Source organism: Rhizobacter sp. P5_C2 (assembly GCF_054049715.1).
This window is the reverse complement of sequence record NZ_JBFULV010000013.1, coordinates 69,215-93,120: the sequence shown is the minus strand read 5'-3', so window position 1 is coordinate 93,120 and position 23,906 is coordinate 69,215. Positions and strand designations below refer to the sequence as shown.

Below are 23,906 nucleotides of genomic sequence, written 5' to 3'. Positions count from 1 at the left end.
CACCAACGGCCTGATCCGCGAGTTCCTGCCCAAGGGCTCCGACTTGAGCGTGCACTCCCAGCGCGAGCTCGATCACACCGCCTGGGATCTCAACACCCGTCCTCGCAAATCTCTTGGCTGGCGCACTCCCTCTGAGGTCTTCTTCGAGTCAGCCTTCAACGCCAGCCACTCAAATCAACCCGCTGTTGCACTTGGGCTTTGAAACCGCCAACCAAAGCAAAGGCGCTTGAACCCGAACACCATACGGTTCGTTCTGGCCCGCTGCGGACAACACGGCCACTTCGGCTCAAGCTCCACCTTGATTGGGATTGTTGGCTGTTCTTCTCCACCCAGCTCGCTGCGCATCGTCCGCATGACGCGGCGGTGGCGGCCGGTGCGAGACGATGCGACGCGAAGCGAGCGAGTCGAGTGGAGAGGGAGAGCAACAATCCCAATCAAGGGACGATGTGCAGCGGCGTGGCCGTGTTGTCCGCAGCGGGACAGAACGAACCGCATGGTGTTGCATTCAGGCTCTTTGCTTTGGTTACTTTCATTTGAGCCCCAAATGAAAGTGACTCGCCCGCCGGGGCGAGACCCGGCAGCAGCCTCACGCAGTGAACAAGCCCCCCGGCAGGGGAGGGGATGCTACTTTTTGTTCTCGCAGTTCTTCTTCGTGCAGACCGCATACAAGGCCAGCGCATGGTCCTGCAGCTCGAACCCCCGCGTATGCGCGATGTTCTTCTGCCGTTTCTCGATCTCGGCGTCGTAGAACTCCTCGACCTTGCCGCAGTCGAGGCACACCAGGTGGTCGTGGTGCTTGCCCTCGTTGAGCTCGAACACCGCCTTGCCCGATTCGAAATGGTTGCGCGACAGGATGCCGGCCTGCTCGAACTGCATCAGCACGCGGTACACGGTGGCCAAGCCGATGTCGGCCCCTTCGAGCAGCAGGGCCTTGTAGACGTCCTCGGCGGTCATGTGCCGTTGCGTCGTGTTCTGGAACACGTCGAGGATCTTGATGCGGGGCAGCGTGGCCTTCAGGCCACTGCTCTTGAGTTCGTCGGCATTGGACATGGCAGATCTCGGTGACGCTTCTCGGTGGCACTGCAGGGCGGGGCGGCCGGGGCCACCCGCTAGAATCGTCGAATCATATCGAGGTTGATGCCGCCCCCCGGCGCGCACGCACATCACCATGCGTTCTTTTCCGTTCCTGGCGCCGGTCGCCGGCGTCGCGTTGCTGGCCGGCCTGCTCACCGGCTGCAGCTCGCTGCAATCCTCCGACAACTTCCTGGGCGTGATCACGCCCTACCGCGTCGAGGTCGTGCAGGGCAACGTACTGACCAAGGAGCAGGTGGCCCTCGTGAAACCCGGCCTGACCCGCGCCCAGGTGCGCGACGTGCTCGGCTCGCCGCTGCTGACAGACACCTTCCACGCGAACCGCTGGGACTACGTCTTCACGATCAAGCGCCAGGGCGCCGAGCCGCAGCAGCGCAGCGTCGTCGTGCTGTTCGACGGCGACAAGATGGCCAGCATCCAGGCGCCCGAGTTGCCGGGCGAACGCGATTTCGTCGAATCGATCGACACCTTCAAGACCTCGCGCAACGCGCCGCCGCTCGCGCTGACCGACGAGCAGCTGAAGGCGCTGCCGGTGCCGCCGAAGCCGCCCGAGCCCGCCGCGTCGGCGCCTGAAGGCCCGGTCCGCAGCTACCCGCCGCTCGAGCGTTCATGAGCGCCGGCGCTTCCCCGTTGCGCATTGCAGTGGCAGGCGCCAGCGGTCGCATGGGCCGCATGCTGATCGAGGCGGTCGCTGCTGCCGATGACTGCGCACTGGCGGGCGCGCTCGATCGCCCCGAGGCTCCGGCACTCGGCCACGACGCCACCGCCTGGCTCGGCCGCAGCAGCGGCGTCGCGATCACCGACGACCTGCGCACCGGCCTCGCCAACGCCCAGGTGCTGATCGACTTCACCCGCCCCGAAGGCACGCTCGCCCACTTGGCGGTGTGCCGCGACCTTGGCGTCAAGGCCGTGATCGGCACCACCGGCTTCAGCGACGCGCAGAAGGCCGAGATCGCCGAACACGCAAAACACATCGCGATCATGATGTCGCCGAACATGAGCGTCGGCGTCAACGTCGCGTTCAAGCTGCTCGACCTGGCCGCCCGCGCGCTGAACGAGGGCTACGACATCGAGGTCATCGAGGCCCACCACCGCCACAAGGTCGACGCGCCGAGCGGCACCGCGCTCGCGATGGGCGAGGTGGTCGCGAAGGCGCTGGGCCGCAACCTGAAGGATTGCGCGGTCTACGGTCGCGAAGGCGTCACCGGCGAGCGCGATCCGTCGACGATCGGTTTCGCGACGGTGCGCGGCGGCGACATCGTCGGCGACCACACGGTGCTGTTCGCCGGTACCGGCGAGCGCATCGAGATCACCCACAAGAGCTCGAGCCGCGTCACCTACGCGCAGGGCAGCCTGCGCGCGGCCCGATTCCTCGCGTCGCGATCGAGCGGGCTGTTCTCGATGAACGACGTGCTGGGCCTCTGAGCCTCGCATCCGCATACACGCCTGCATGACGAGCGTCGAGCACTTCTGGCAGCAGGGCGACCTGATCACGCGCAGCGTCGCGGCCTTGCTGCTGCTGATGTCGGTCAGCGCCTGGGTGCTGATCTTCTGGAAGGGCTGGCTGCTGCGCCGCGCGCGGCTCGACATCGCCCGCGCGGTGCCGGCCTTCTGGTCCGCGCCCACGCTCGACGGCGGGCGTGAGCAGCTGGCCGCGTTCGACCGTGAAGCCGTGCTGCGCCCGCTGCTCGACGCCGCGATCGCCACGCCGCCGGCCGGCACGCTCGAAGGCCTCGGCCGGCTCGAATCGCAGCTCACGCGCCGCCTGCGCGATGCGCTGCACGCGGTGCTCGCGCAGCTGCAGTTCGGCCAGGTGCTGCTCGCGTCGATCGGCAGCACCGCTCCCTTCATCGGGCTGTTCGGCACGGTCTGGGGCATCTACCATGCGCTGCTGAGCATCTCGGCGGGCGGCTCGATCACGATCGAGAAGGTGTCGGGGCCGGTCGGCGAAGCGCTGGTGATGACGGCGGCCGGCCTGGCGGTCGCGATCCCCGCGGTGCTGGCCTACAACGTGTTCGGCAAGCGCGTCGGCGCCTGCGAGGCCGAGCTCGAAGGCTTCGCGCACGACCTGCGCGAGATGATGATCGACCACAGCCGCGACGCTGCCGTCGCCGCGCAGGCCTGACGGGTCACGGCGATGGCCTTCGGTCGCCTCGAACGCACGGCCGGGCCGACGCCGATGAGCGACATCAACATGACGCCGCTGATCGACGTGATGCTGGTGCTGCTGGTGATCTTCATGATCACCGCGCCGCTGATGAGCTCCAGTTTGAAACTCGACCTGCCGCGCGCCGAGGCCGCGACGCCGAGCGAGACGCCGGATTTCATCGCGGTCGCGGTTGACGCGCAGGGGCGGCTGTTCGTTGGCGACAAGCCGGTGGATGCTGCAGCGTTCGCCGACCAGGTCGCGCAGGCTGCGCAGAAGAACCCGGCCACCGAGGTGCAATTGCGGGCCGACCGCACGGTGCCTTATGGCCGCGTCGCCGAGTTGATCGGGGTCGTGCAGAAGGCGGGGTTGAACCGCATCGGCTTCGTCGCGGAACCGAAGCCGTAGCCCGGATGCCAATCCGGGGATGGTTCGTCACATCACGGCCGCTTCCCGGATTGGCATCCGGGCTACGAACGCCGCGGCGGCGGCTTGCGGATCTGCCGCCTGCGTCAGCGCGCTGACGACCGCGATCGAATCGACGCCGGTGGCCATCACCTGCGGCGCGCGTTCCTGGCTGATGCCGCCGATCGCGACCACCGGGTACGCCGGCTTCAGCCACGAGGCCCACAGCGCCAGCCGCTGCAGCCCGACCGGCTCGTAGGCCATCGCCTTCAGCGTCGTCGGGTAGACCGGCCCGATCGCGATGTACGACGGCCGCAGCGCATGCGCGCGGCACATCTCCAGCGGCGTGTGCGAGCTGACGCCCAGGCGCAGGCCCGCTGACTGGATCGCGCCGAGATCGGCCGTGGCGATGTCCTCCTGGCCGAGGTGCACGCCGTACGCGCCCAGCTCCAGCGCCTCGCGCCAGTGGTCGTTGATGAAGAGCTGCGCGCCCGGCACCTCGCGCGTCGCCCGCACGGCCGCGCGCAGCTGCGCATGCAGCTCGGCGGGCGGCAGGCTACCGGCCTTCAGGCGCAGTTGCAGCGTGCGCACGCCCATCGCCAGCGCGCGCGCTATCCAGTCGGCATCGGGCAGCACCGCGTAGAAGCCGAGCGGGCCGCTGACGGGCGCGAAGGGCCATGCCGGGGCCACCACGTCGTCGGCCCAGCGGAACGCCGGCAGGTGCGCGCTGTCGGCCACGGCGGCCGCGTTCATGTTCGGCCGACCCGGACCCACATCGCGTGCTTGCGCCAGCCCGGCCGTCACGTGCAGCTTCGCGACGCAGGCGGCATCGAACACGCCCCAGCCCTGCGCCAGCGCGCCGGCCAGCGCGGCCGAGAACACACAGCCGCTGCCGTGCGCCGAGCCAGCCACGCGCGGCGTCGACAGCCACGCGCGCCGGGCGCCTTCGATCACCTCATCGATGCTGCGGTCGCCGTCCGCGTGCCCACCCTTCAGCACCAGCGCGGCCGGTCCGTCGAGCGTACCCAGCCGCTGCGCCTCCTGCAGGTTCGGCGTGATCACGTCGACCTCGCGTGCAAGCGCACGCACYGCCTCGATCCACGCGTGTTCGTCCGCATCGTGGCTGCTGCGGCCGTTCGACGCGCCGAGCACCGGATCGAGCACGACCGGGCAACGCCGCGCCGCGACGAATTCATGCACCTCGCGCAGCACCTCCAGCGAGCCCAGCATGCCGAGCTTGATGGCGGCCGGCTCGCCATCGCGCAGCAGCGCCTGCAGCGCGTCGCGCACCAGCGTGGCCGGTGCCGGCTGCAGGGCGCTCAGGCCGTGGCTGTCCTGCACCGTCAGCGCCGTCACGACGCTGCTGCCGGGCAGCCCCATCGCGTGCCAGGTCGCGAGATCGGCGGTGATGCCGGCACCGTGCACCGGGTCGTGCCCCGCGATCGTCAACAAGGGTCGCATCTCGTGATCTCCTTCAACCCGCGTCCTTCAAGCCTGATGCCAGAACGGCATCCCCAGCGTCGGCGTCGACGCCTGCGCGGTCTGCCGCTCGCCCATCGGCGTGGCCTCGAAGGCCAGCCGCCCCGCGTCGACCGCCTGCGCGAACGCGCGCGCCATGCGCACCGGGTCGCCCGCCTGCGCGACCGCGGTGTTCAGCAGCACCGCATCGAAGCCCATCTCCATCACCTGCGCCGCGTGCGACGGCCGGCCGAGACCGGCGTCGACGATCAGCACCGCGTCGGGCAGCCGCGCGCGCAACGTCTGCAGTGCATACGGGTTCTGCGGGCCGCGGCCGGTGCCGATCGGCGCGGCCCACGGCATCACCGCGGCGCAGCCGGCCTCGTGCAGGCGCTGCGCGAGCACCAGGTCGTCGGTGGTGTAGGCGAGCACCTGGAAGCCTTCGCGCACCAGCACGCGCGCCGCCTCCAGCGTGCCGAACGGATCGGGCTGCAGCGTGTAGTCGTCGCCGATGACCTCGAGCTTGATCCACGGTGTGTCGAACAGCTCGCGCGCCATCTGCGCGAGCGTGATCGCCTCCTGCGCGTCGTGGCAGCCGGCGGTGTTCGGCAGCACGTGGCAACCGAGCGCACGCACGCGCTGCCAGAACGCGTTGCCGCCGCCATGCTCCGGTTGCAGCCGGCGCAGGCCGACCGTCAGCACCTGCGTGCCGCTGGCCTGCACCGCGTCGGCCAGCACCTGCGGTGACGGGTAGTGCGCGGTGCCGAGCAGCAGCCGGCTGGTGAGCGGGGTGCTTGCGAGGGTCCAAGACGTCATGTCAGCCTCCGGTCACAGGTGCGATCACGTCGATGCGGTCGCCCGGCTGCAGCGCGTGCAGCGGCCACTGCGCCCGCGGCACGAACTGCCGGTTGATCGCGCACGCCATCGCGGCCTGCGCCTCGTAGCCTTGTTGCCGCAGCAGCTCGGCCAGCGTCGCTGCGGGCGTCTGCAGCAGGCGGCCATTCATCGACACCTCGGTCATCGTGGTGGTCATCACGTCGTCTCCTGAAGCAGTCGGTCGACCAGCGCCGGCGCGCACAGGTAGCCGTGCCGGTACAGCCCGTTGAGTTGCCAGACGCCGCCATGCCGGCGCAGTTGCGGCCGGTGGTCGTCGAGCGCCGGCCGCAGCGCCGTGTCGATGCGCAGCACCCGCGCCTCGGCGAAGGCCGGGTGCAGGCTGTACAGCGCGCTGCCCAGCTCCAGCACCGAGCGCAGGCTGGGCGGGCCGGCATCTTCCGATTCGAGCTCGGTCGCGCCGACGACGAAGCGCTGCTTCGGCCGTGGTGCCACGTACAGCTGGTAGCGCGGGTGCATCAGCCGCACCGGCCGTTGCAGCGCGATGCCTTCGCACTCGACCCGCAGGATCTCGCCGCGCACACCGCGCAGGCCCGGCCAGTCGGCGCGGGCGCGCAGGCCGCGCGTGTCGATCACCAGCGGCGCACGGAACTCGCCCTGCGCGGTGCGCAGCCCCTCAGCATGCAGTTGCTGCACCGGCTCGTCTTCATGCCAGTGCACGCGGAAGCGGTCGAGCGCACGCGCCAGCGCCACCAGCAGTTCGTCGTTGGCGATCTGCCCTTCGCCGGCCAGCAGCAGCCCACGGGCGAAGCGGCCTTCGAGCGCCGGCTCGTGCTCGGCGACGCCCGCCGCGTCGAGCACGTGGATCGCGTGTTGCTCGGCCGGCGCGAGCTTGTGCCGCAGCACGCGCTCGAAATGGTCGAGGCTGCCGCCATCGGCCGCATGCGCCAGCACCAGCGTGCCGGCGCGGCGGAAGTACACCGGCCGGCCGCTGTCGGCCTGCAGCGCGAGCAACCAGTCGGGCCACAGCGCCATCGCCTGCTGCGCGAGCGCATGCACCTGCGCATCGGCGGCCGCCAGCTCGGCCAGCGGCGACAGCATCGCCGCCGCCACCGCGCTGGCCGAGCGCGCATCGTCGCGGCGCGCTGCGTCGAACAGCCGCACCCGCCGGCCGGCGCGCGCATAGCGCCACGCGCACAGCCGGCCGGCCAGCCCGGCGCCTGCGATCAGCACATCGCTGTCGCTGCTGTTGTCCATGTGCATGGTCAGAGGTAGAGCTCGCCACCCTGTGCGCGGAACTCCTCGGCCTTGCCGTCCATCGCCTGCCGGATCTCGATCACCGGCTTGGCCGCCGCGTCGCGTTGCGCGAAGGCCCGCACCTCCTGGCTGATCTTCATCGAGCAGAACTTCGGCCCACACATCGAGCAGAAGTGCGCCACCTTCGCGTTCTCCTTCGGCAGCGTCTCGTCGTGGTAGGCCATCGCGGTGTCGGGGTCGATCGCGAGGCGGAACTGGTCTTCCCAGCGGAACTCGAAGCGTGCCTTCGACACCGCGTTGTCCCACATCTGCGCGCCGGCGAAGCCCTTCGCCAGGTCGGCCGCGTGCGCGGCGATCTTGTAGGCGATCAGGCCCTGCTTCACGTCGTCGCGGTTCGGCAGCCCGAGGTGCTCTTTCGGCGTCACGTAGCAGAGCATCGCGGTGCCGTACCAGCCGATGTTGGCCGCGCCCATCGCCGACGCGATGTGGTCGTAGCCGGGCGAGATGTCGGTGATCAGCGGCCCGAGCGTGTAGAACGGCGCTTCGGCGCAAGCGGCAAGCTGCTTGTCGACGTTCTCCTGCACCAGCTGCAACGGCACGTGGCCGGGGCCTTCGATCATCACCTGCACGTCGTGCTGCCAGGCCACCTGGGTCAGCTCGCCCAGTGTGGTCAGCTCGGCGAACTGGGCCTCGTCGTTGGCGTCGGCGATCGAGCCGGGGCGCAGGCCGTCGCCGAGCGAGAAGCAGACGTCGTACGCCTTCATGATCTCGCAGATCTCGTCGAAGCGTTCGTACAGGAAGCTCTCGCGGTGGTGCGACAGGCACCACTTGGCCATGATCGAGCCGCCGCGCGAGACGATGCCGGTCAGGCGGTTCGCGGTCAGCGGCACGTGCGCGAGCCGCACGCCGGCATGGATGGTGAAGTAGTCGACGCCCTGCTCGGCCTGCTCGATGAGCGTGTCGCGGAACAGCGCCCAGGTGAGGTCTTCGGCGCGGCCGTTCACCTTCTCGAGCGCCTGGTAGATCGGCACCGTGCCGATGGGCACCGGCGAGTTGCGCAGGATCCACTCGCGGGTCTCGTGGATGTTCTCGCCGGTCGACAGGTCCATCACCGTGTCGGCGCCCCAGCGGATCGCCCACACCAGCTTGTCGACCTCTTCCTCGATGCCCGAGGTCACCGCCGAGTTGCCGATGTTGGCATTGACCTTCACCAGGAAGTTGCGGCCGATCACCATCGGCTCGCTCTCGGGGTGGTTGATGTTGCAGGGGATCACTGCGCGGCCGCGCGCGACCTCGCTGCGCACGAACTCGGGCGTGATGTCACGCACCAGCGCCGCGCCGAACGGATGGCCGCGCTGCGGCAGGCGCTCGGTCGCGAGGCGCTCGCGCAGCTGGGCCTTCACCAGGTTCTCGCGCAGCGCGATGAACTCCATCTCGGGCGTGACGATGCCGCGGCGCGCGTAGTGCATCTGCGAGACGTTGGCGCCGGGCTTCGCGCGGCGCGGCAGCGGCGGGCTGGCCATGCGCAGCGCGGCGAGCGCCGGGTCGTCGAGCCGGGTGCGGCCGTAGGCGCTGCTGATGTGCGGCAGGGCTTCGGAATCGGCGCGATCGGCGATCCACGCATGGCGCAACGGCGGCAGGCCGCGCGTGATGTCGATCGCGGCCTGCGGATCGGTGTACGGGCCCGAGGGGTCGTAGACGCGCAGGGGAGGGTTGGGCTCGCGCAGCGGCTCGCCGTGCGGCTGCTGCACCAGCGTGTCGGAGAGCTTGATCTCGCGGAACGGCACGCGCAGGTCGGGGCGGCTGCCGTCAAGGTAGACCTTGCGCGAGCCGGCGAACGGCGTGCGGGTGATGCGGCGTGAGAGCTCGTCGGTGTCGACGGAGGATGCTTGCTTGGCCATGCGGTCTCCAGAGGTGGTGTGCCTGCCTGGGAGACCGTGCCCCGCGTGAGCGGATGGGACCGGTGGCCGAGTGCTGTTTCCTACGCGGGGATGACCCCGATCAGGTTCAACGGGTTAGGCAGTGAAGCCCTCTCAGCCTTGGATTCGCATCCTCGGCACCCCGACAAGCGGGTGGATTCTAGGGCACGCAGCGGCGTGTCGGGGCGGTTGCCGTTCGCGCCGCGGCTTCGACATCTGGCGCCAAGCGCCGCCGCTTCGTCGCAGCGCGGCTGCGCGTGGGCAGCAGCCCTCCGAGGATGCGCGGCATCGCCACCTTCCGGAGACTTCGATGAACGGTCCGCTCCTTTCACGTGCGCTGGCTTTCGCCGTGCTCACGCTCGCGCTGTCCACCAGCCACGCTGCCCCCGACGCGCAGTTCCGACCCGCGTTCCAGCTCTTCAACCAGGCCTCGGCCGGCGACAAGGCGGCCGTCGATGCCGCGGCCGACGCCTTCGACAAGCTGCTGCAGGCCGAGCCCGCGAGTCCGGTGCTGATGGCCTACAGCGGCGCCAGCACGGCCATGAAAGCGCGCACGACGATGCTGCCGTGGAAGAAGATGGGCTACGCCGAAGACGGCCTGGCGATGCTCGACAAGGCACTCGCGCTGCTGACGCCGGCCCACGACGCGATCGGCCAGCACGGCACGCCCGCCAGCCTGGAGACGCGCTTCGTCGCCGCCAGCACCTTCCTCGCAGTGCCGGAGTTCATGCACCGCGGCGCCCGTGGCAACACGCTGCTGGCCGAGGTGCTGGCCAGCCCGCTGCTGGCGTCATCGCCGTTGCCGTTCCAGTCCGCCGTGTGGATGTGCGCCGGTGCGCAGGCCGCGAAGGAGAGCCGCGTGGCCGATGCGCGCCGCTTCTTCGAGCAGGTCGTGCAAAGCGGTGCGCCGCAGGCCGAACAGGCGCGCGTGGCGTTGCAGGGCCTGCCGTCGTGAGTGCTGCCGCGGTCGAGCTGCGAGGCGTTTTCAAGACCTACCGCCTCGGCCCGCACGTGATCCCGGCGCTGCAGGGCGTGGACCTGACTGTGGCGCGCGGCGAGTTGCTCGCGTTGACCGGCCCGTCGGGCAGCGGCAAGAGCACGATCCTGAACCTGTGCGGACTGATCGACAGCGCCGATGCCGGCGAGATCGCGATCGACGGCCAACCCGTCGCCGGGCTCGACGAGGTGCAGCGCACGCTGCTGCGCCGCGATGCGCTCGGCTTCGTGTTCCAGAGCTTCAATCTCGTGCCGGTGATGACGGTGGCCGAGAACGTCGACTACCCGCTGTTTCTCGCCGGCGTGCCGGCGGCCGAGCGGCGCGAACGGGTCGCGGTGCAACTGCTCGCGGTCGGACTGCAGGACCATGCAGGCCACCGGCCCGACGCACTGTCCGGCGGGCAGCGCCAGCGCGTCGCGATCGCGCGGGCACTCGTCAAGCGCCCGAAGCTCGTGATCGCCGACGAGCCGACCGCGAGCCTCGACTCCGCCACCGCCGACCAGGTGCTCGCGCTGATGCGCGAACGCGGCCATGCCGAAGGCGCCGCCTTCGTGATCGCGACGCACGATGCGCGGCTCACGAAACGCTGCGATCGCACCGTGGCGCTGCGCGACGGGAGGATCGAATGAAGTGGCTGTATTTCGCGTGGCTCAACACGCTGCGCAACCGGCGGCGCTCGCTCGTCACCGTGGGCATCGCGGCGCTCGGCACCGCGGCCATCCTGCTGGCCGGCGGCTTCGCGCTGTCGACCTACCATGCGCTGGCGCAGGCCGCGGCGCGCAGCACCGGGCACCTGGTCATCGGCCAGCCGGCGCAGTTCAGGAGCGATGAAGACACGCCGCTGCAGCACGGCCTCGACGATGTCGCCGCGCTGCGCGCGCGGCTGCTCGCCGACCGCGCGGTGCGCCAGGTGCTGCCGCGCGTGGAGTTCAGCGGCCTGATCAGCAACGGCGACAAGTCGACCGTGATGATGGCCAACGGGGTCGACCCCGACGGCGAGTTCTCGGTGAAGGGGCCGTTCCTCACGATGACGGCCGGCGACGTGCTGGCCGGTGCCGACCGCGCCGAGGTGATGCTCGGCGACGGCCTTGCGCGCAGCCTGAAAGCCGCCCCCGGCAGCAGCCTGACGCTGCTGGCCAGCACCACCGACGGCGCGCTGAATGCGCTGGACGTGCGCGTGAAGGGCGTGTTCTCGACCGGCGTGCCGGAGATCGACAAGCGCCTCGTCTACACCGACCTCGCGACGGCGCAGAAGCTGCTGAACACCACGCGGGTGTCGACGCTCGGCGTGTTCCTCGACCGCATGGAATCGACCGCGCCGGCGCGCGAGCGCATGGCAGCGTCGTTCCCGTCGTTGACGGTGCAGACCTGGCTCGACCAGGCGTTCTTCTACCGCTCGGTGCGCGATCTCTACAACCGCATCTTCGGCGCGCTCGGGCTGATCATCGGCGTGATCGTGATCTTCGTCGTCGCGAATGCGATGGCGATGGCCATCATCGAGCGCACGCGCGAGATCGGCACGCTGCGCGCCCTCGGCACGCTGCCGTCGCAGCTGCTGCGCACGCTGGCGCTGGAAGGCATGCTGCTCGGCGGTGCCGGTGCGCTGCTCGGCGCGGCGTTGGCCGGCACCATCTCGCTGCTGCTGTACGTGGTGCCGGTGCAGATGCCGCCGCCGCCCGGCCGCTCCAGCGGCTACCCGCTGACCGTCGAGGTCGACCCGCTGATGTTCGCCGCCACCGTGCTCGCGATGCTGCTGCTCGCGATGGCCGCGGCCGCGCTGGTCGCCCGCAAGACCGTCCACGCGCCGGTGGTGGATGCGCTCGCCCACACCTGAAGGAATCCCGATGAAACGCCTCCTCGCGATCGCGCTCGGCCTGCTCGCCGCGTCAGTTCACGCGCAAGACATCTCCTCGCTGCTGAAGGCCGCCGACCGCTTCCGCATGAGCAGCGACAACCTGCAGGTCGAGACGCTGATCAGCGTCTTCAACACCGACGGCTCGCCCGACAAGGAGCGGCGTTACACCGTCTTCGCGCAGGCCGGCCACCGCTCGCTGGTGCTGATGCAGAGCCCGGCCGAGAAGGGCCAGAAGGTGCTGATGCTGGGCGACGACTTCTGGCTGCTGATGCCCGGCAGCCAGCGGCCGCTGCGCATCACGCCGATGCAGAAGCTGCTGGGCGATGCGTCGACTGGCGACATCGCGACGCTGAGCTGGGCCGACGACTACGGCGGCCGCGTCGTCGGCGAGGAACGCTGCGGCGAGGTGCCGTGCCTGCACCTGAGCCTGGCGGCCGGCCGCAAGGGCGTCACCTACCAGCGCATCGAGCTGTGGCTGGGCACGAAACTGCACGAGCCGATCAAGGCCGAGCTGTACGTGCAGTCGGACAAGCTCGCGAAGCAGGCGGCGTTCGTGCTCGACAAGCCGGCCGCGCCGACGCAGGTGGCCGAGATGGCGTTGCGAGACCAGCTCAGCAACCATAAGGAGACGCGGGTGCGGTACGTCTCGCGTGCGCCGCGCAACGTGCCCGAGGCTTGGCTGAATCCGATGTTCCTCGCGCGCAACCCGACGCTCGACTGAAATGCGCCGCTTCCTGGGGATCGCGGCGCTCTGCGCGTTCGCGGGCAGCGCCGTGGCCGACGACGAGTTCAGCGGGCAGGTGCGTGCGCGCCGCGAGCAGGTGGAGGGCGCCGCACCGCCGAGCGCCACCACGCTCGACACCGAACTGCGCGGTCATTGGAAGGCGCTCAGCGGCAACGTCGTCTTCACGCAGCAGCGGCTTGACGGCGGGGCGTGGCACGACGATGCCGCCGTCAACGAGCTGTATGCGTCGGCCGATGCGCTGGGCTGGCAGTGGAGCGGTGGCCGCAAGATCGTCGCGTGGGATGTCGGCTACGGCTTCCGTCCCAACGACGTGGTGCAGCAGGAGCAGCGCCGCACCCTGCTGCCGTCCACACCGCAGGGCCGCGGCTTGGTGCAGGCCGAACACTTCGATGCCGACACCGCGTGGACGCTGGTCTGGGTCAACCCCCGCAGCGAGGCGCTCGCGGGCGGCGATGAGGAAGCCTTCGCCGCGCGCGTGTACCGGCGCGTCGGGGCGGCCGATTGGCACGGCTTCGCCCGTGTCGGCGAGCACTCGCGCGGCAGCCTCGGTGCGGCCACCTCCTGGGTCGCGACCGACAGCGTCGAGCTGCATGCCTCGGTGCGGCGGGCCTGGCAGCAGCACGTCACGCAGGCGCTGGCCGGCGTCACCTGGACCGGCGAGAGCAAGCTCAGCCTGACGGCCGAGACCTGGTTCGACGGCCTCGCAGCCGCGCCCCAGCCCCGCAGAAATGTGTATCTGCGTGCAGCTTGGGAGCACGAAGGCTGGCAACCTGTGGTCGACTTGCTGCTGGTGCAGGCCGACCGCGGCCGCATCACCACCGCGGCGCTCGGCTGGCAGGGCGACCGCTGGCGATTCGATGCCGGCTTGCGTTGGTACGGCGGGCCGGAGACGGCGGCCATCGCGCACTTGCCGATCCGGCGAGTCGCCTTTTTTGCGGCCACCTGGCCGTTTTGAAGGGCGTTGAACGGACTCACCGGGCGGGGATCTCCGCGCTTCACACCGCTCGTTACTGGTATTACGATGGTATTGCCTGGTAGCGTATTGGTTCCGTGCGCCAATCGGGCAACGCCGTCCCGCCGTGCAGGTGGGGTTCATCGACTTGCCGAGGGGAGATCCACCATGTTCAACGCACCGCACAAGCTGCGCCTGCTCGCCGCGCTGGCGACGTCCGTCGCCGCCGTGTCCGCCTACGCCGCCTACCCGGCCTGGAAGGCCGACACCTTCTACGCTGCCGGCACCGTCGTCTCGTACAACGGGCACGACTACCGTGCGCTGGTCAGCCAGACCGACTACGCGAGCACCGGCTGGAACCCGACCACCGCGAGCCTGTGGACCGACCTGGGCGTGAGCAGCGGCACACCCCCGCCGGCCCCCGCGCCGTCGCCGGCCCCGTCGCCTGCGCCTGCGCCCGCACCGTCTCCCTCTCCGTCCCCCAGCCCGGCCCCGGCACCGGCCGGTTGCAGCCCGCTGTGGCTCGCGGCCACGCAGTACAACGGCGGTGCGCTGGTCAGCGTGAACGGCACCAACTACAAGGCGAACTGGTGGACGCAGGGCCAGAACCCGTCGTCCAACAACGGCCCGGTCGGCAGCGGCCAGCCGTGGACCGCGACGACCAACTGCAATGGCGCCCCCGCGCCTGCACCCGCCCCGGCGCCGGCGCCCGCACCGGCCCCTGCTCCCGCGCCTGCGCCGGCTCCTGCGCCCGCACCGGCACCGGCCCCCGCGCCGGCCCCTGCACCGGCACCCGCGCCGTCGAGCGACATCGCCAAGCACGCACTGGTCGGCTACTGGCACAACTTCACCAACCCGGCCGGCAACACCTACCCGCTGAGCCAGATCCCGGATGCGTGGGACGTGATCGTCGTCGCGTTCGCCGACAACGCCGGTGGCGGCAACGTCAGCTTCACGGTCGACTCCAACGCCGGCAGCGATGCGCAGTTCATCGCCGACGTGCGGGCGCTGAAGGCCAGGGGCAAGAAGGTGGTGCTGTCGCTGGGCGGGCAGAACGGCTCGGTCAGCGTCGGCTCGCAGGCCGAGGCCACGAACTTCACGAACAGCCTGTACGCGATCATCCAGAAGTACGGCTTCGACGGCATCGACCTCGACCTGGAGAACGGCGTCGCGCAAGGCGCGCCGATCCAGCAGTACCTGGTCAGCTCGGTGAAGGCGCTGAAGGCCAAGGTCGGCCCGAAGTTCTACCTGTCGATGGCGCCGGAGTGGCCGTACGTGCAAGGCGGCTTCATCTCGTACGGCAGCATCTGGGGCGCCTACCTGCCGATCATCGACGGGCTGCGCAACGACCTGTCGATCATCCACGTGCAGTACTACAACAACGGCGGCCTCTACACGCCGTACCAGGGCAACCCGTATCCGGAAGGCTCGGTCGACATGCTGGTGGCCGGCAGCAAGATGCTGATCGAAGGCTTCGGGCTGTCGAACGGCTCGGCGGGCAACTTCGCCGGCCTGCGTCCGGACCAGGTCGCGTTCGGCGTGCCGTCGGGCCCGCGCTCGGCGAACTCCGGCTTCGTCACGTCGGCCACCGTCAACAACGCGGTGGATTGCCTGGTGAAGCTCAGCGGTTGCGGCAGCGTGCGCCCGAACCAGGCGTATCCGACCTTCCGCGGCGTGATGACCTGGTCGATCAACTGGGACCGCTTCGACGGCTACAACTTCTCGGCGCCCGTGGGTGCGCACCTGAAGACGCTGCCGTAAGGCGAGCGAGGTTTGCGTGATACCCGAGTGGCGGGACGCCCATCCGGCGCTCGTTGCTCGGGGATTCACCTGATGGCCCTACCATCCGGGCGCATGCGACTGACCACGCCGATCTCTTCGACGCTCCGCCAAGCCGCGGCCCTCATCACCAGCCTGATCGTTCCGATGTCGACTGCGTTCGCGCAGTCGGACGGATTGGCCGCCTGCGCCGAGATCGGTGCGCCAGCCGATCGCCTGGCCTGCTACGACAAGCTCGCGGGCCGCGCCGTCGATGCACCCGTTCCCGCCGGCCGCGAGGGTGCCAGCGATTCACTGCTGGCCCCGAAGTCCCAGCTGCTGCCGCCGGCCAAGCAGCCGATCGCCGGCAGCGGCAGCCTGGTCTCGCGCTACTGGGAGCTCGATCCCGAGGACAAGCGCGGCACCTTCAACTTCGTCGGCTACCGGCCCAACTACATCCTGCCGGTGCACGTGACGAGCCGCATCAACCGCGAGCCGAAGTCGCCGAACCAGGCCGGCGTGCCGCTGCCCGACTACAAGCGCATCGAGGCGAAGTTCCAGCTGTCGCTGCGCACCAAGGCGCTGCAGGACGTCGGCTTCGAGGGCGGCGACGTGTGGCTGGGTTTCACGCAGCAGGCGCTGTGGCAGATCTGGAACGGCAAGGATTCGAAGCCGTTCCGCAACAGCGACTACGAGCCCGAGGTGCTGTACGTGGTGCCGACGCCGAAGGCCTGGCGCGGGCTGCCGTTCGGCTGGCAATGGCGCTATGCGCAGCTGGGCATCGCGCACCAGTCGAACGGGCAGTCGGACCCGTTGTCGCGCAGCTGGAACCGGGCCTATGTCGGCGTCGGCTTCGAGCGCGAGAACCTGTCGCTGAGCACGCGGCTGATCCACCGTTTCAGCGAGAACGGCGACACCGACAACAACCCCGACCTGATCGACTACCGCGGCCGCAGCGAGACGCAGCTGAACTGGGCGAGCGGCACGTCGACCGCGTCGCTGCTGTACCGCAGCACGCTGCAGGGCGTGAAGTACGGTGCGCTGCAGCTCGAGTGGACGCACCCGGTGTTCAGCGACCAGCCGAACGGCCTGCGCTGGTACCTGCAGGCGTTCCGCGGCTACGGCGAGACGCTGACGGACTACAACTTCCGGCAGACGAGCTTCGGGGCGGGGGTGACGTTCCTGCAGTTCTGAGCCGAGGTTCCGAGCCAAGATACCGACGATGCAACGCGTGCTCTTCCTCTGCAGCCAGAACCGCCTGCGCAGCCCGACGGCCGAGCAGGTGTTCGCATCATGGCCGGACGTCGAATGCACCTCGGCCGGGCTCGACAGCTCGGCGCTGACGCCGCTGGACAGCGATACCGTGCAGTGGGCGCAGGTGATCTTCGTGATGGAGCGTTCGCACCGCAACAAGCTGTCCCGCAAGTTCAAGCCCTGGCTGAACGGCAAGCGGGTGATCGTGCTGGGCATTCCCGACGAGTACGCCTTCATGGACCCGGCGCTCATCGACTTGCTGACGACGAAGGTGGGACCCTACTTGCGGGTACGGTGAAACGGAAAACGGGGGGAGGAGCGTGTCAGCCCTTGGCGGCGGCCCGCTTGGCACGCTGCAAGGGCGTGTGCTCGGGGACGCGGGCGGTCTTGCGGTCTTGCGCATAGTGCCAGCCCGGCAGGGCCTTGGCCACTTGCGCCGCCTTCGTGGGCGGTGCCTCGACGAGCATCGAGCCGGCGGCACCGCCGACGACGATGCCGCCCAAGGCACGCACCGACTTCTTCGCCGCCGTGAGCGCCTTGGCGTCCACGTCGCTGGAGTTGAAGAAGACGAAGCGCGCCATGGCCTCGATTATCGCGCCAAGCCCTTGCCTTGCATACGGGCGGGGAATCCGAGGTCCTGGGCGTGCGCCGTGGCCAATCTCACGATGGCCGCCGAACGCCGGGCGTCGTGCGGCATCGCCAGCACGGCGCTTGCGGCCAGGCGGCGCGCCAGCACGCCGGTGGCGATCGGCGTGGCCATCGAGGTGCCCGACATCACCCCCCAGCGGTTGCCGAACAGCGTCGACACGATGGCGACGCCCGGCGCGGCGAGCCCCAGCTTGCGGCCGCGGTTGGAGAACTGCGCGATGAACGGCACATGCTTGCCGATCGGCTTGCCGCTCGGTTCGCCCAGCGTCCATTCCAGGTAGGCGCCGGCCGGCCACGCGTTGTCGAGGCCGATCGCCGAGACCGCGATCACCTTCGGGTAGCGCGCCGGGTAGTCGACCTCGTCGGCGCCGTCGTTGCCGGCCGCCGCCACGCAGACGCAGCCGCGCGCCCACGCGAACTCCACCGCGTCGCGCACCGCCTCGTCCGCCAGGCTGTCGCCCAGGCTCAGGTTGACGAGGTCGCAGCCGTCGACGGCCGCCTGCTTGATCGCCGCCTGGATCGCGAAGGTCGATGCGAACGGGTCGCCCGCCTCGAACACGCGGTACGCGTGCAGCGACACCGCGCTGGCCTCGCCGCGCCGCCAGCCACCGGCCGTCGCGGCGATCACGCCGGCCACGTGGCTGCCGTGGCCATCGGCGTCGCGCAGCAAGCGCGTCGCTTCCTTGGCCGTGGTGTTGCGCCCGCCGGAGAGCTTCAGGTGATCGTGCGGCCCGATGCCGGTATCGACCACGCCGACCGAGACGCCCTTGCCGGAAGCGGCAGCGGGTTTGCCGTAGATCAACCCGCGCGCATCGGGCGTCCGCGACGACAGGGCCGGCACGGCGATCTCGAGGCCGCCGCGCAGCAGTTCCACATTCGACAACCGCACCGGCCAGCCACTGTGCAGCGGTGCCACCTCGACGGCATCCAGTCGCTTCGTGCCGCGGCCCAGTCGGAAGCTGACGCGCCCGCGGCTGTCGGTCATCGCCTCCAGGCCGGTGCCTTTTTCTTCGTCGAGCAGGATCGTCACCAGCGCGTGCGCGAGCCGCTGGCGCGCCGCGCCGTCCACGACAACCGTCACGGTCCAGGCCTGGTCGCGCCCCGCCGCGATGCGCGGTGCCTTCAGGTGCTCGCTGAGCTTGTGCCACGGCCGGGCAGGGCGCTCCAGGCGGTACCACTGCTCCTCGGCCAGTGTGGCGCCATCGGGCGCGCTCGCGCGCATCTCGTCGATGCTGCGGCGGCCGATGTCCAGCAGCACGGCGCCGTCGGCGGGCGAACTGGTGACGAGCTTCAGCGTCGACGGCGTCATCCGCGGGACGGTGGGGCGCTTCTCGGCGGCCGCGGCCTGCAGCCTGCGCATCGTGGCCGCGGGGGCCGGGGCGTTCTTGCCGGCACGCGCCGGCGGAATGACGATGAGGCGACGCGGTCGCCGAGTCGGATCCATGTTGTTCTTTCTCCCTGTTTTCATTCTTGTACGCGGTCGGCCATGTCCTTGGCAACGTCACGCAGTTTGCGGTCCACGCCTTCATGAACGCCGAGACGACGCCAGAAATCGACGGCGGCGACGCGTGCCGCCTTCGCTTCGTCGCCGGGTATCAGCATGGGGGGGGCGAACCCGCTGTAGTCGTGCAGCCCGGCGAAGGCGTCCGGTCGCCAGCGCATCGGCAGCATGTCGTACAGCGGGGCCAGCGCAAAGCGCCCCTTGGCGGGTTCGTCGGCCCACAGCGCGAGGTTGCCGAAGTGCATGTCGGTGTTGCCGATCAGGCGACCGAACATCAGTCGCATGCGCACGGCGGAAGCGTCCTCGGCGCTCAGGCGGCGCTGCGTGGCGAGCGCGTCGCAGGTCGCGGCCCAGTGGTGCAGCGGGCCGTGGACGAAGGCTTCGTGCGCGGCGTCCAGCGTCACCGCGTGGCGACGCCCCAGCGAATGCGGACCGAAGCGATCGAAGCGCGTGGACTCGAGGTAAGTCCGCGTGCCACTGTGCAGGATCCGGGCTTCTGCCACGGCCTGCCCATGCTCGCGCATGACTTGCAGCGCCAGCGCTTCGGTGTGCAGCAGGTCGTGCCAGCGCTCGCCGAAGGGCGTGCCGCGCGGCGGCGTGAACTTGACCAGCACACGCTCGCCCGAGGCCAGCGCGGTCAGGAATTTGGCTTGCTCGCCGCCGGCCGACGAACCGGCTGGCAAGGTGCCGGCGACGTTGGCGGCGAGCGTGTCGTAGTGGGCTGCGCGCGCTTGCAGGTCGATCGGTGCCTGGGGGACCATTTCGCCGCGAGGCTCTCCCATCGAGAGGGCCCCGGTCGGGTCGTCGACCTGACCTGCCGCGAACAGAACCTGTTCGACCGACCAGCGCTCGGGATCGCCTTCCAGTCCGAGCCGCCGCGCCCATTCGCGGCCCAGGAAGCCCTGCATCCGAAGCGGTGAGAGAAACCACGGCAGCCGGCCGGCGGTGACCAGGTCGATCCCATCGGCGGCGACGTGCAGGCGATCGCCGGCCAGGAAGCTCAGGGTGCCCCAGCGCGACATGACGCCGTTCTGGTCGATCCACCACAGCGGTTGCTGTGCCGGCAGACCCCGGATCAGGTGCGGCACGCCATAGCGGACCGCCCGACCCTGGCCCAGCGTGAGCACGCGGTCGCCCATGCGGCGCAAGGCCCGGGAGATGGTCGGCTGGCTCTTGCCGGTCAGGACCTGCAGGTCGGGCGAGCTGGCAACGCCGCGCTCGGTCAGCGCCTGCAGGATCTGGGTTTCGAGCGGGTCTTGGCTGTATTCCATGAATAGGAAGTCGAATCAGGAAACCTGCTGAAGGATCAACAGGTTAGTCTTGCTTCGGCATCCTATTTGAATAGGAAATGAATAGCAAATGAATGGAAAAAGACGGCCTTTGGCGCCCCTCAGGCCGCCTTTCGCACCCCAACCGCCCGCCACTGCGCCATCAGCCCCGACCACTTCGGCATCGCCGTCGCCAGGTGCCGTTCCTTCACATGCCCATACCCGCGGATGTCTTCCGGAATGCGCGCGATCTGCAGCGCGAGCGGCAGCGTCTGCGCGGTCAGCCCGCGCAGCACCTCGTCGATCGATTCGCGGTACTGGCCGATCAGCGCGCGCTCGGTCTTGCGCTCTTCGGTGCGGCCGAACGGGTCGAACGCGGTGCCGCGCAGCCCCTTGAACTTCGCGAGCACGCGGAACGCCGTCTGCATCCACGGGCCGAAGCGCCGCTTCACCAGTTCGCCCTGGTCGTTCTTCTTCGCGATGGCCGGCGGCGCGAGGTGGTAGTTCAGCGTGTAGTCGCCTTCGAACTGCGCCGCCACCTTGTCGAGGAAGCTCTTGTCGGTGTGCAGCCGCGCGACCTCGTACTCGTCCTTGTAGGCCATCATCTTGAACAGGTAGCGCGCGACCTGCTCGGTCAGCTTGTGGCCGCCCAGCGGCGCCTCGGCAGCCCGCACCTTCTCGACGAAGGCCTTGTACTGCGCCGCGTACGCCGCATCCTGGTAGCCGGTCAGGAACTCGACCCGCTTCGCGATCACGTCGTCGATGTTCACGCTCTTGCGCACGAACTCGATCACCTGCGCCGCCTTGAACAGCGCCTTCACCGACGCCAGGTCGTGCGCCGCACGCCGGCCCCATTCGAAGGCCGCCTTGTTGTTGTCGACCTGCACGCCGTTCAGCTCGATCGCACGCATCAGCGCCGCATGGCCGAGCGGCACGCGGCCCTTCTGCCACGCATAGCCGAGCATCAGCGGATTGGTGTACAGCGAATCGCCGACCAGCTGCACCGCGAGCTCCTCGGCATCCAACATGCCGACCTGCGCCGCACCGGCCGCCGCGACGATCGCGCTCTCGCAGTTGGCACCCGGGAACTGCCAGTCCGGGTTGGTCACGAAGGCCGCGGTCGGCGAGCCGTGCGTGTTCAGCGCGACGAAGCTGCGGCCCTCGCGCAGCGTCGCGAGCGTGGCCTTGTTGGCGCCGACGATCGGGTCGCAGGCGATCACCAGGTCGGCCTCGGCGGTGCCGACCTTCGTGGTGTGGATCGCCTCCATCCGGTTCGCGATCTGGATGTGGCTCCAGGTGCTGCCGCCCTTCTGCGCGAGGCCGGCCGAATCCTGCGTGACGATGCCCTTGCCCTCCAGGTGCGCGGCCATGCCGAGCAGCTGGCCGATCGTGATCACGCCAGTGCCGCCGACGCCGGCGACGACGATGCCCCAGGCGGTTTCGGCCACCGGCAGCACCGGTTCCGGCACTGCGATCGATGACGGTTGCGGCCGTTCCTGCCTGGCCTTCTTCGCGCTCTTCAGCTGCCCGCCTTCGACGGTGATGAAGCTCGGGCAGAAGCCCTTCACGCAGGAGTAGTCCTTGTTGCAGGTGTTCTGGTTGATGCGGCGCTTGCGGCCGAACTCGGTCTCGACCGGCTCGACGCTCAGGCAGTTGCTCTGCACCGAGCAATCGCCGCAGCCCTCGCACACCAGCTCGTTGATCACCACCCGCTTGGCCGGCTCGACCATCGTGCCGCGCTTGCGGCGGCGGCGCTTCTCGGTCGCGCAGGTCTGGTCGTAGATGATGGCGGTGGTGCCCTTCAGTTCGCGGTACTCGCGCTGGATGCGGTCGAGTTCGTCGCGGTGGAACACCTGCACGCCCTCGGCCAACGCGGCGCCGTCGTACTTCTCCGGCTCGTCGGTCACGATGCACAGCGCGGACACGCCCTCGGCCTTCAGGCTGTTCATGATCTGCAGCACCGAGTGGCCCTCGGGCCGTTCGCCGACGCGCTGCCCGCCGGTCATCGCGACCGCGTCGTTGTAGAGCAGCTTGTAGGTGATGTTCACGCCGGCCGCGATGCTCTGGCGGATCGCCAGGCTGCCGCTGTGGAAGTAGGTGCCGTCGCCGAGGTTCGCGAAGATGTGCTCGTCGGTCGTGAACGGCGCCTGGCCGATCCAGGGCACGCCCTCGCCGCCCATCTGCGTGAAGGTGCTGGTGCTGCGGTCCATCCACACCACCATGTAGTGGCAGCCGATGCCGGCCACCGCGCGCGAGCCCTCGGGTACCTTGGTGCTGGTGTTGTGCGGGCAGCCGCTGCAGAAGAACGGCAGGCGGTCGCCGCCCTCGTTCTTCACCTCGACCAGGCTGCGCTCCTTGGCCTCGATCAGCGCGAGCCGCGCATCGATGCGCGCGGCGGTGTCGGCATCGACGCCGAGCTTCTTCAGCCGCTTGCCGATCGCCTTCGCGATGATCGCCGGCGTCAGGTCGGCCTGCGCGCGCAGCAGCCAGTTGCTGCCCGGGTTCGGCTGCGACCACTCGCCGCCGCTCTGGTCGCCGGCCACCTCGTCGAACTTGCCGAGCACGGTCGGCCGCACGTCGGGGCGCCAGTTGTAGAGCTCTTCCTTCACCTGGTACTCGATGACCTGGCGCTTCTCCTCGACGACCAGGATCTCCTGCAGGCCCTTCGCGAATTCGCGCGTGATGGTGGCCTCGAGCGGCCACACCACGTTGACCTTGTGCAGCCGGATGCCCAGGTGGCGGCAGGCGTCGTCGTCGAGGCCGAGGTCGTGCAGCGCCTGGCGGGTGTCGTTGTAGGCCTTGCCGCTCGCGATCAGGCCGAAGCGGTCGTTCGGGCCTTCGATGACGTTGTGGTTCAGCTTGTTGGCGCGGATGTAGGCGAGGGCGGCGTACCACTTGTGGTCCATCAGCCGCGCCTCCTGCTCGAGCGGCGCGTCGGGCCAGCGGATGTGCAGCCCGCCGGCCGGCATCACGAAGTCTTCGGGCAGCACGATGTTCACGCGGTCCGGGTCGACGCTGATGCTGGCCGATGACTCGACGATCTCCTGGATCGTCTTCATGCCCGACCAGACGCCGGCGAAGCGGCTCATCGCGAACGCATGCAGCCCCATGTCGAGGATGTCCTGCACGCTCGACGGAAAGAACACCGGCAGCCCGCAGGCCTTGAAGATGTGGTCGCTCTGGTGCGCCGCGGTGCTGCTCTTGGCGATGTGGTCGTCACCGGCCAGCGCGATCACGCCGCCGTGCTTCGCGGTGCCGGCCATGTTGGCGTGCTTGAACACGTCGGAGCAGCGGTCCACGCCCGGGCCCTTGCCGTACCAGATGCCGAACACGCCGTCGAACTTCTTGCTCTGCGGGTACAGGTCGAGCTGCTGCGTGCCCCACACGGCGGTCGCGCCCAGCTCTTCGTTGACGCCGGGCTGGAACACGATGTTCTGCGCCTGCAGGTGCTTCTTGGCCTGCCACAGCGCCTGGTCGTAGCCGCCGAGCGGCGAGCCGCGGTAGCCGCTGATGAAGCCGCCGGTGTTCAGGCCGGCCATCGCATCGCGCGTGCGCTGCAGCATCGGCAGCCGCACCAGCGCCTGCACGCCGCTCATGAAGGCGCGGCCGGTCGCGAGGCTGTACTTGTCGTCGAGAGAGACGCTCTCGAGCGCCTTGCGGATGGAGTCGGGTAGCGGGGCGTTCATCGGCCATGGCTCCTTGGGGGAGGGTTCGGTGAGGCGCGTCGACCGCTCGTGGCAGCGTCGGCGCCGGGCTGCGCTGGTGGGCAAGAGCAGTCAGTGTAGGGATTCACCCCCGGCAAGTCCTTTCTTTGTTT

23 protein-coding genes and 1 riboswitch are annotated in these 23,906 nt (G+C 69.6%); of the genes, 13 read left to right on the top strand and 10 right to left on the bottom strand.

The features are described from left to right. Positions 1–202: transposase (locus ACXJLU_RS06965; protein WP_457329712.1), on the top strand; the 202-nt coding region annotated here is incomplete at its 5' end. 422 nt (positions 203–624) lie between these two features. Here the strand turns inward: ACXJLU_RS06965 and fur are convergent. Beyond that, positions 625–1,050, bottom strand: a complete 426-nt coding sequence (gene fur, locus ACXJLU_RS06960) for a ferric iron uptake transcriptional regulator (RefSeq protein WP_073468120.1) — start codon at positions 1,048–1,050, stop codon at positions 625–627. Positions 1,051–1,168: 118 nt separating this feature from the next. Here fur and ACXJLU_RS06955 point away from each other — a divergent pair, with 118 nt between their 5' ends. Genes ACXJLU_RS06955 through ACXJLU_RS06940 form a run of 4 tightly spaced genes read left to right on the top strand, consistent with a single transcriptional unit; the run spans position 1,169 to position 3,646 of the window. Then, on the top strand, positions 1,169–1,705 hold the full coding sequence (locus tag ACXJLU_RS06955; RefSeq protein WP_457329711.1) for an outer membrane protein assembly factor BamE: 537 nt from the start codon (positions 1,169–1,171) through the stop codon (positions 1,703–1,705). Then, complete coding sequence (gene dapB, locus ACXJLU_RS06950; protein ID WP_457329710.1) at positions 1,702–2,517, top strand: 4-hydroxy-tetrahydrodipicolinate reductase; 816 nt, start codon at positions 1,702–1,704, stop codon at positions 2,515–2,517. Before ACXJLU_RS06955 ends, dapB begins: the two co-directional genes overlap by 4 nt. Positions 2,518–2,542: 25 nt before the next feature. Next, on the top strand, positions 2,543–3,217 hold the full coding sequence (locus ACXJLU_RS06945; protein WP_457329709.1) for a MotA/TolQ/ExbB proton channel family protein: 675 nt from the start codon (positions 2,543–2,545) through the stop codon (positions 3,215–3,217). 12 nt (positions 3,218–3,229) lie between these two features. Continuing rightward, on the top strand, positions 3,230–3,646 hold the full coding sequence (locus ACXJLU_RS06940; protein WP_457329708.1) for an ExbD/TolR family protein: 417 nt from the start codon (positions 3,230–3,232) through the stop codon (positions 3,644–3,646). A 27-nt stretch (positions 3,647–3,673) separates the two neighbouring features. Here ACXJLU_RS06940 and ACXJLU_RS06935 read toward each other — a convergent pair whose 3' ends face one another. Genes ACXJLU_RS06935 through thiC form a run of 5 tightly spaced genes read right to left on the bottom strand, consistent with a single transcriptional unit; the run spans position 3,674 to position 9,093 of the window. Next, positions 3,674–5,104, bottom strand: a complete 1,431-nt coding sequence (locus ACXJLU_RS06935) for a bifunctional hydroxymethylpyrimidine kinase/phosphomethylpyrimidine kinase (RefSeq protein WP_457329707.1) — start codon at positions 5,102–5,104, stop codon at positions 3,674–3,676. Between the two features lie 27 nt (positions 5,105–5,131). After that, positions 5,132–5,917 carry a thiazole synthase gene (locus ACXJLU_RS06930; protein ID WP_457329706.1) on the bottom strand — a complete coding sequence of 262 codons (786 nt, stop codon included), beginning with the start codon at positions 5,915–5,917 and terminating at the stop codon, positions 5,132–5,134. Position 5,918: 1 nt separating this feature from the next. After that, entirely contained in the window at positions 5,919–6,134 is a 216-nt protein-coding gene (thiS, locus tag ACXJLU_RS06925; protein ID WP_457329705.1) for a sulfur carrier protein ThiS, read from the bottom strand. Then, on the bottom strand, positions 6,134–7,198 hold the full coding sequence (locus tag ACXJLU_RS06920; RefSeq protein WP_457329704.1) for an FAD-dependent oxidoreductase: 1,065 nt from the start codon (positions 7,196–7,198) through the stop codon (positions 6,134–6,136). The genes thiS and ACXJLU_RS06920 overlap by 1 nt, the downstream gene beginning before the upstream one ends. A gap of 2 nt (positions 7,199–7,200) precedes the next feature. Next, positions 7,201–9,093: a phosphomethylpyrimidine synthase ThiC gene (thiC, locus tag ACXJLU_RS06915; protein WP_457329703.1), complete on the bottom strand. Its 1,893-nt coding sequence runs from the start codon at positions 9,091–9,093 to the stop codon at positions 7,201–7,203. Positions 9,094–9,153: 60 nt separating this feature from the next. Beyond that, a riboswitch (TPP riboswitch) is annotated at positions 9,154–9,266 on the bottom strand. A gap of 155 nt (positions 9,267–9,421) precedes the next feature. Between thiC and ACXJLU_RS06910 the strand changes: the two genes are divergently transcribed. From ACXJLU_RS06910 to ACXJLU_RS06875, 8 genes are all read left to right on the top strand, one after another. Continuing rightward, positions 9,422–10,066: a hypothetical protein gene (locus ACXJLU_RS06910; protein WP_457329701.1), complete on the top strand. Its 645-nt coding sequence runs from the start codon at positions 9,422–9,424 to the stop codon at positions 10,064–10,066. Next, positions 10,063–10,737 (top strand): ABC transporter ATP-binding protein, encoded by a 675-nt coding sequence (locus ACXJLU_RS06905; RefSeq protein ID WP_457329700.1) that lies wholly within the window; start codon positions 10,063–10,065, stop codon positions 10,735–10,737. Before ACXJLU_RS06910 ends, ACXJLU_RS06905 begins: the two co-directional genes overlap by 4 nt. Further along, a complete protein-coding gene (locus ACXJLU_RS06900; protein ID WP_457329699.1) occupies positions 10,734–11,942 on the top strand; it encodes an ABC transporter permease in 1,209 nt (402 codons plus the stop codon). The genes ACXJLU_RS06905 and ACXJLU_RS06900 overlap by 4 nt, the downstream gene beginning before the upstream one ends. A 10-nt stretch (positions 11,943–11,952) precedes the next feature. Further along, a complete protein-coding gene (locus ACXJLU_RS06895) occupies positions 11,953–12,684 on the top strand; it encodes an outer membrane lipoprotein-sorting protein (protein WP_457329698.1) in 732 nt (243 codons plus the stop codon). Position 12,685: 1 nt separating this feature from the next. Beyond that, complete coding sequence (locus ACXJLU_RS06890; RefSeq protein WP_457329697.1) at positions 12,686–13,663, top strand: hypothetical protein; 978 nt, start codon at positions 12,686–12,688, stop codon at positions 13,661–13,663. A 165-nt stretch (positions 13,664–13,828) separates the two neighbouring features. Then, on the top strand, positions 13,829–15,421 hold the full coding sequence (locus ACXJLU_RS06885) for a chitinase (protein ID WP_457329696.1): 1,593 nt from the start codon (positions 13,829–13,831) through the stop codon (positions 15,419–15,421). A 165-nt stretch (positions 15,422–15,586) separates the two neighbouring features. Then, complete coding sequence (locus ACXJLU_RS06880; RefSeq protein ID WP_457329695.1) at positions 15,587–16,612, top strand: phospholipase A; 1,026 nt, start codon at positions 15,587–15,589, stop codon at positions 16,610–16,612. A 28-nt stretch (positions 16,613–16,640) separates the two neighbouring features. Further along, on the top strand, positions 16,641–16,970 hold the full coding sequence (locus ACXJLU_RS06875; protein WP_457329694.1) for a low molecular weight protein tyrosine phosphatase family protein: 330 nt from the start codon (positions 16,641–16,643) through the stop codon (positions 16,968–16,970). 25 nt (positions 16,971–16,995) lie between these two features. Here ACXJLU_RS06875 and ACXJLU_RS06870 read toward each other — a convergent pair whose 3' ends face one another. From ACXJLU_RS06870 to ACXJLU_RS06855, 4 genes are all read right to left on the bottom strand, one after another. After that, positions 16,996–17,253 carry a hypothetical protein gene (locus ACXJLU_RS06870; protein WP_457329693.1) on the bottom strand — a complete coding sequence of 86 codons (258 nt, stop codon included), beginning with the start codon at positions 17,251–17,253 and terminating at the stop codon, positions 16,996–16,998. A gap of 8 nt (positions 17,254–17,261) precedes the next feature. Then, positions 17,262–18,764 carry a S8 family serine peptidase gene (locus ACXJLU_RS06865; RefSeq protein ID WP_457329692.1) on the bottom strand — a complete coding sequence of 501 codons (1,503 nt, stop codon included), beginning with the start codon at positions 18,762–18,764 and terminating at the stop codon, positions 17,262–17,264. A gap of 20 nt (positions 18,765–18,784) precedes the next feature. After that, on the bottom strand, positions 18,785–20,092 hold the full coding sequence (locus ACXJLU_RS06860; protein ID WP_457329691.1) for a HipA domain-containing protein: 1,308 nt from the start codon (positions 20,090–20,092) through the stop codon (positions 18,785–18,787). 119 nt (positions 20,093–20,211) lie between these two features. After that, positions 20,212–23,775 (bottom strand): indolepyruvate ferredoxin oxidoreductase family protein, encoded by a 3,564-nt coding sequence (locus tag ACXJLU_RS06855; RefSeq protein WP_457329690.1) that lies wholly within the window; start codon positions 23,773–23,775, stop codon positions 20,212–20,214. Positions 23,776–23,906: the final 131 nt, after the last annotated feature.

Coding starts and splice junctions, on each gene's coding strand:
- fur (WP_073468120.1), bottom strand. CDS start 1,050: ATGTCCAATGCCGACGAACTCAAGAGCAGTGGCCTGAAGGCCACGCTG.
- ACXJLU_RS06955 (WP_457329711.1), top strand. CDS start 1,169: ATGCGTTCTTTTCCGTTCCTGGCGCCGGTCGCCGGCGTCGCGTTGCTG.
- dapB (WP_457329710.1), top strand. CDS start 1,702: ATGAGCGCCGGCGCTTCCCCGTTGCGCATTGCAGTGGCAGGCGCCAGC.
- ACXJLU_RS06945 (WP_457329709.1), top strand. CDS start 2,543: ATGACGAGCGTCGAGCACTTCTGGCAGCAGGGCGACCTGATCACGCGC.
- ACXJLU_RS06940 (WP_457329708.1), top strand. CDS start 3,230: ATGGCCTTCGGTCGCCTCGAACGCACGGCCGGGCCGACGCCGATGAGC.
- ACXJLU_RS06930 (WP_457329706.1), bottom strand. CDS start 5,917: ATGACGTCTTGGACCCTCGCAAGCACCCCGCTCACCAGCCGGCTGCTG.
- thiS (WP_457329705.1), bottom strand. CDS start 6,134: ATGACCACCACGATGACCGAGGTGTCGATGAATGGCCGCCTGCTGCAG.
- ACXJLU_RS06920 (WP_457329704.1), bottom strand. CDS start 7,198: ATGCACATGGACAACAGCAGCGACAGCGATGTGCTGATCGCAGGCGCC.
- thiC (WP_457329703.1), bottom strand. CDS start 9,093: ATGGCCAAGCAAGCATCCTCCGTCGACACCGACGAGCTCTCACGCCGC.
- ACXJLU_RS06910 (WP_457329701.1), top strand. CDS start 9,422: ATGAACGGTCCGCTCCTTTCACGTGCGCTGGCTTTCGCCGTGCTCACG.
- ACXJLU_RS06900 (WP_457329699.1), top strand. CDS start 10,734: ATGAAGTGGCTGTATTTCGCGTGGCTCAACACGCTGCGCAACCGGCGG.
- ACXJLU_RS06895 (WP_457329698.1), top strand. CDS start 11,953: ATGAAACGCCTCCTCGCGATCGCGCTCGGCCTGCTCGCCGCGTCAGTT.
- ACXJLU_RS06890 (WP_457329697.1), top strand. CDS start 12,686: ATGCGCCGCTTCCTGGGGATCGCGGCGCTCTGCGCGTTCGCGGGCAGC.
- ACXJLU_RS06885 (WP_457329696.1), top strand. CDS start 13,829: ATGTTCAACGCACCGCACAAGCTGCGCCTGCTCGCCGCGCTGGCGACG.
- ACXJLU_RS06880 (WP_457329695.1), top strand. CDS start 15,587: ATGTCGACTGCGTTCGCGCAGTCGGACGGATTGGCCGCCTGCGCCGAG.
- ACXJLU_RS06875 (WP_457329694.1), top strand. CDS start 16,641: ATGCAACGCGTGCTCTTCCTCTGCAGCCAGAACCGCCTGCGCAGCCCG.
- ACXJLU_RS06870 (WP_457329693.1), bottom strand. CDS start 17,253: ATGGCGCGCTTCGTCTTCTTCAACTCCAGCGACGTGGACGCCAAGGCG.
- ACXJLU_RS06865 (WP_457329692.1), bottom strand. CDS start 18,764: ATGGATCCGACTCGGCGACCGCGTCGCCTCATCGTCATTCCGCCGGCG.
- ACXJLU_RS06860 (WP_457329691.1), bottom strand. CDS start 20,092: ATGGAATACAGCCAAGACCCGCTCGAAACCCAGATCCTGCAGGCGCTG.
- ACXJLU_RS06855 (WP_457329690.1), bottom strand. CDS start 23,775: ATGAACGCCCCGCTACCCGACTCCATCCGCAAGGCGCTCGAGAGCGTC.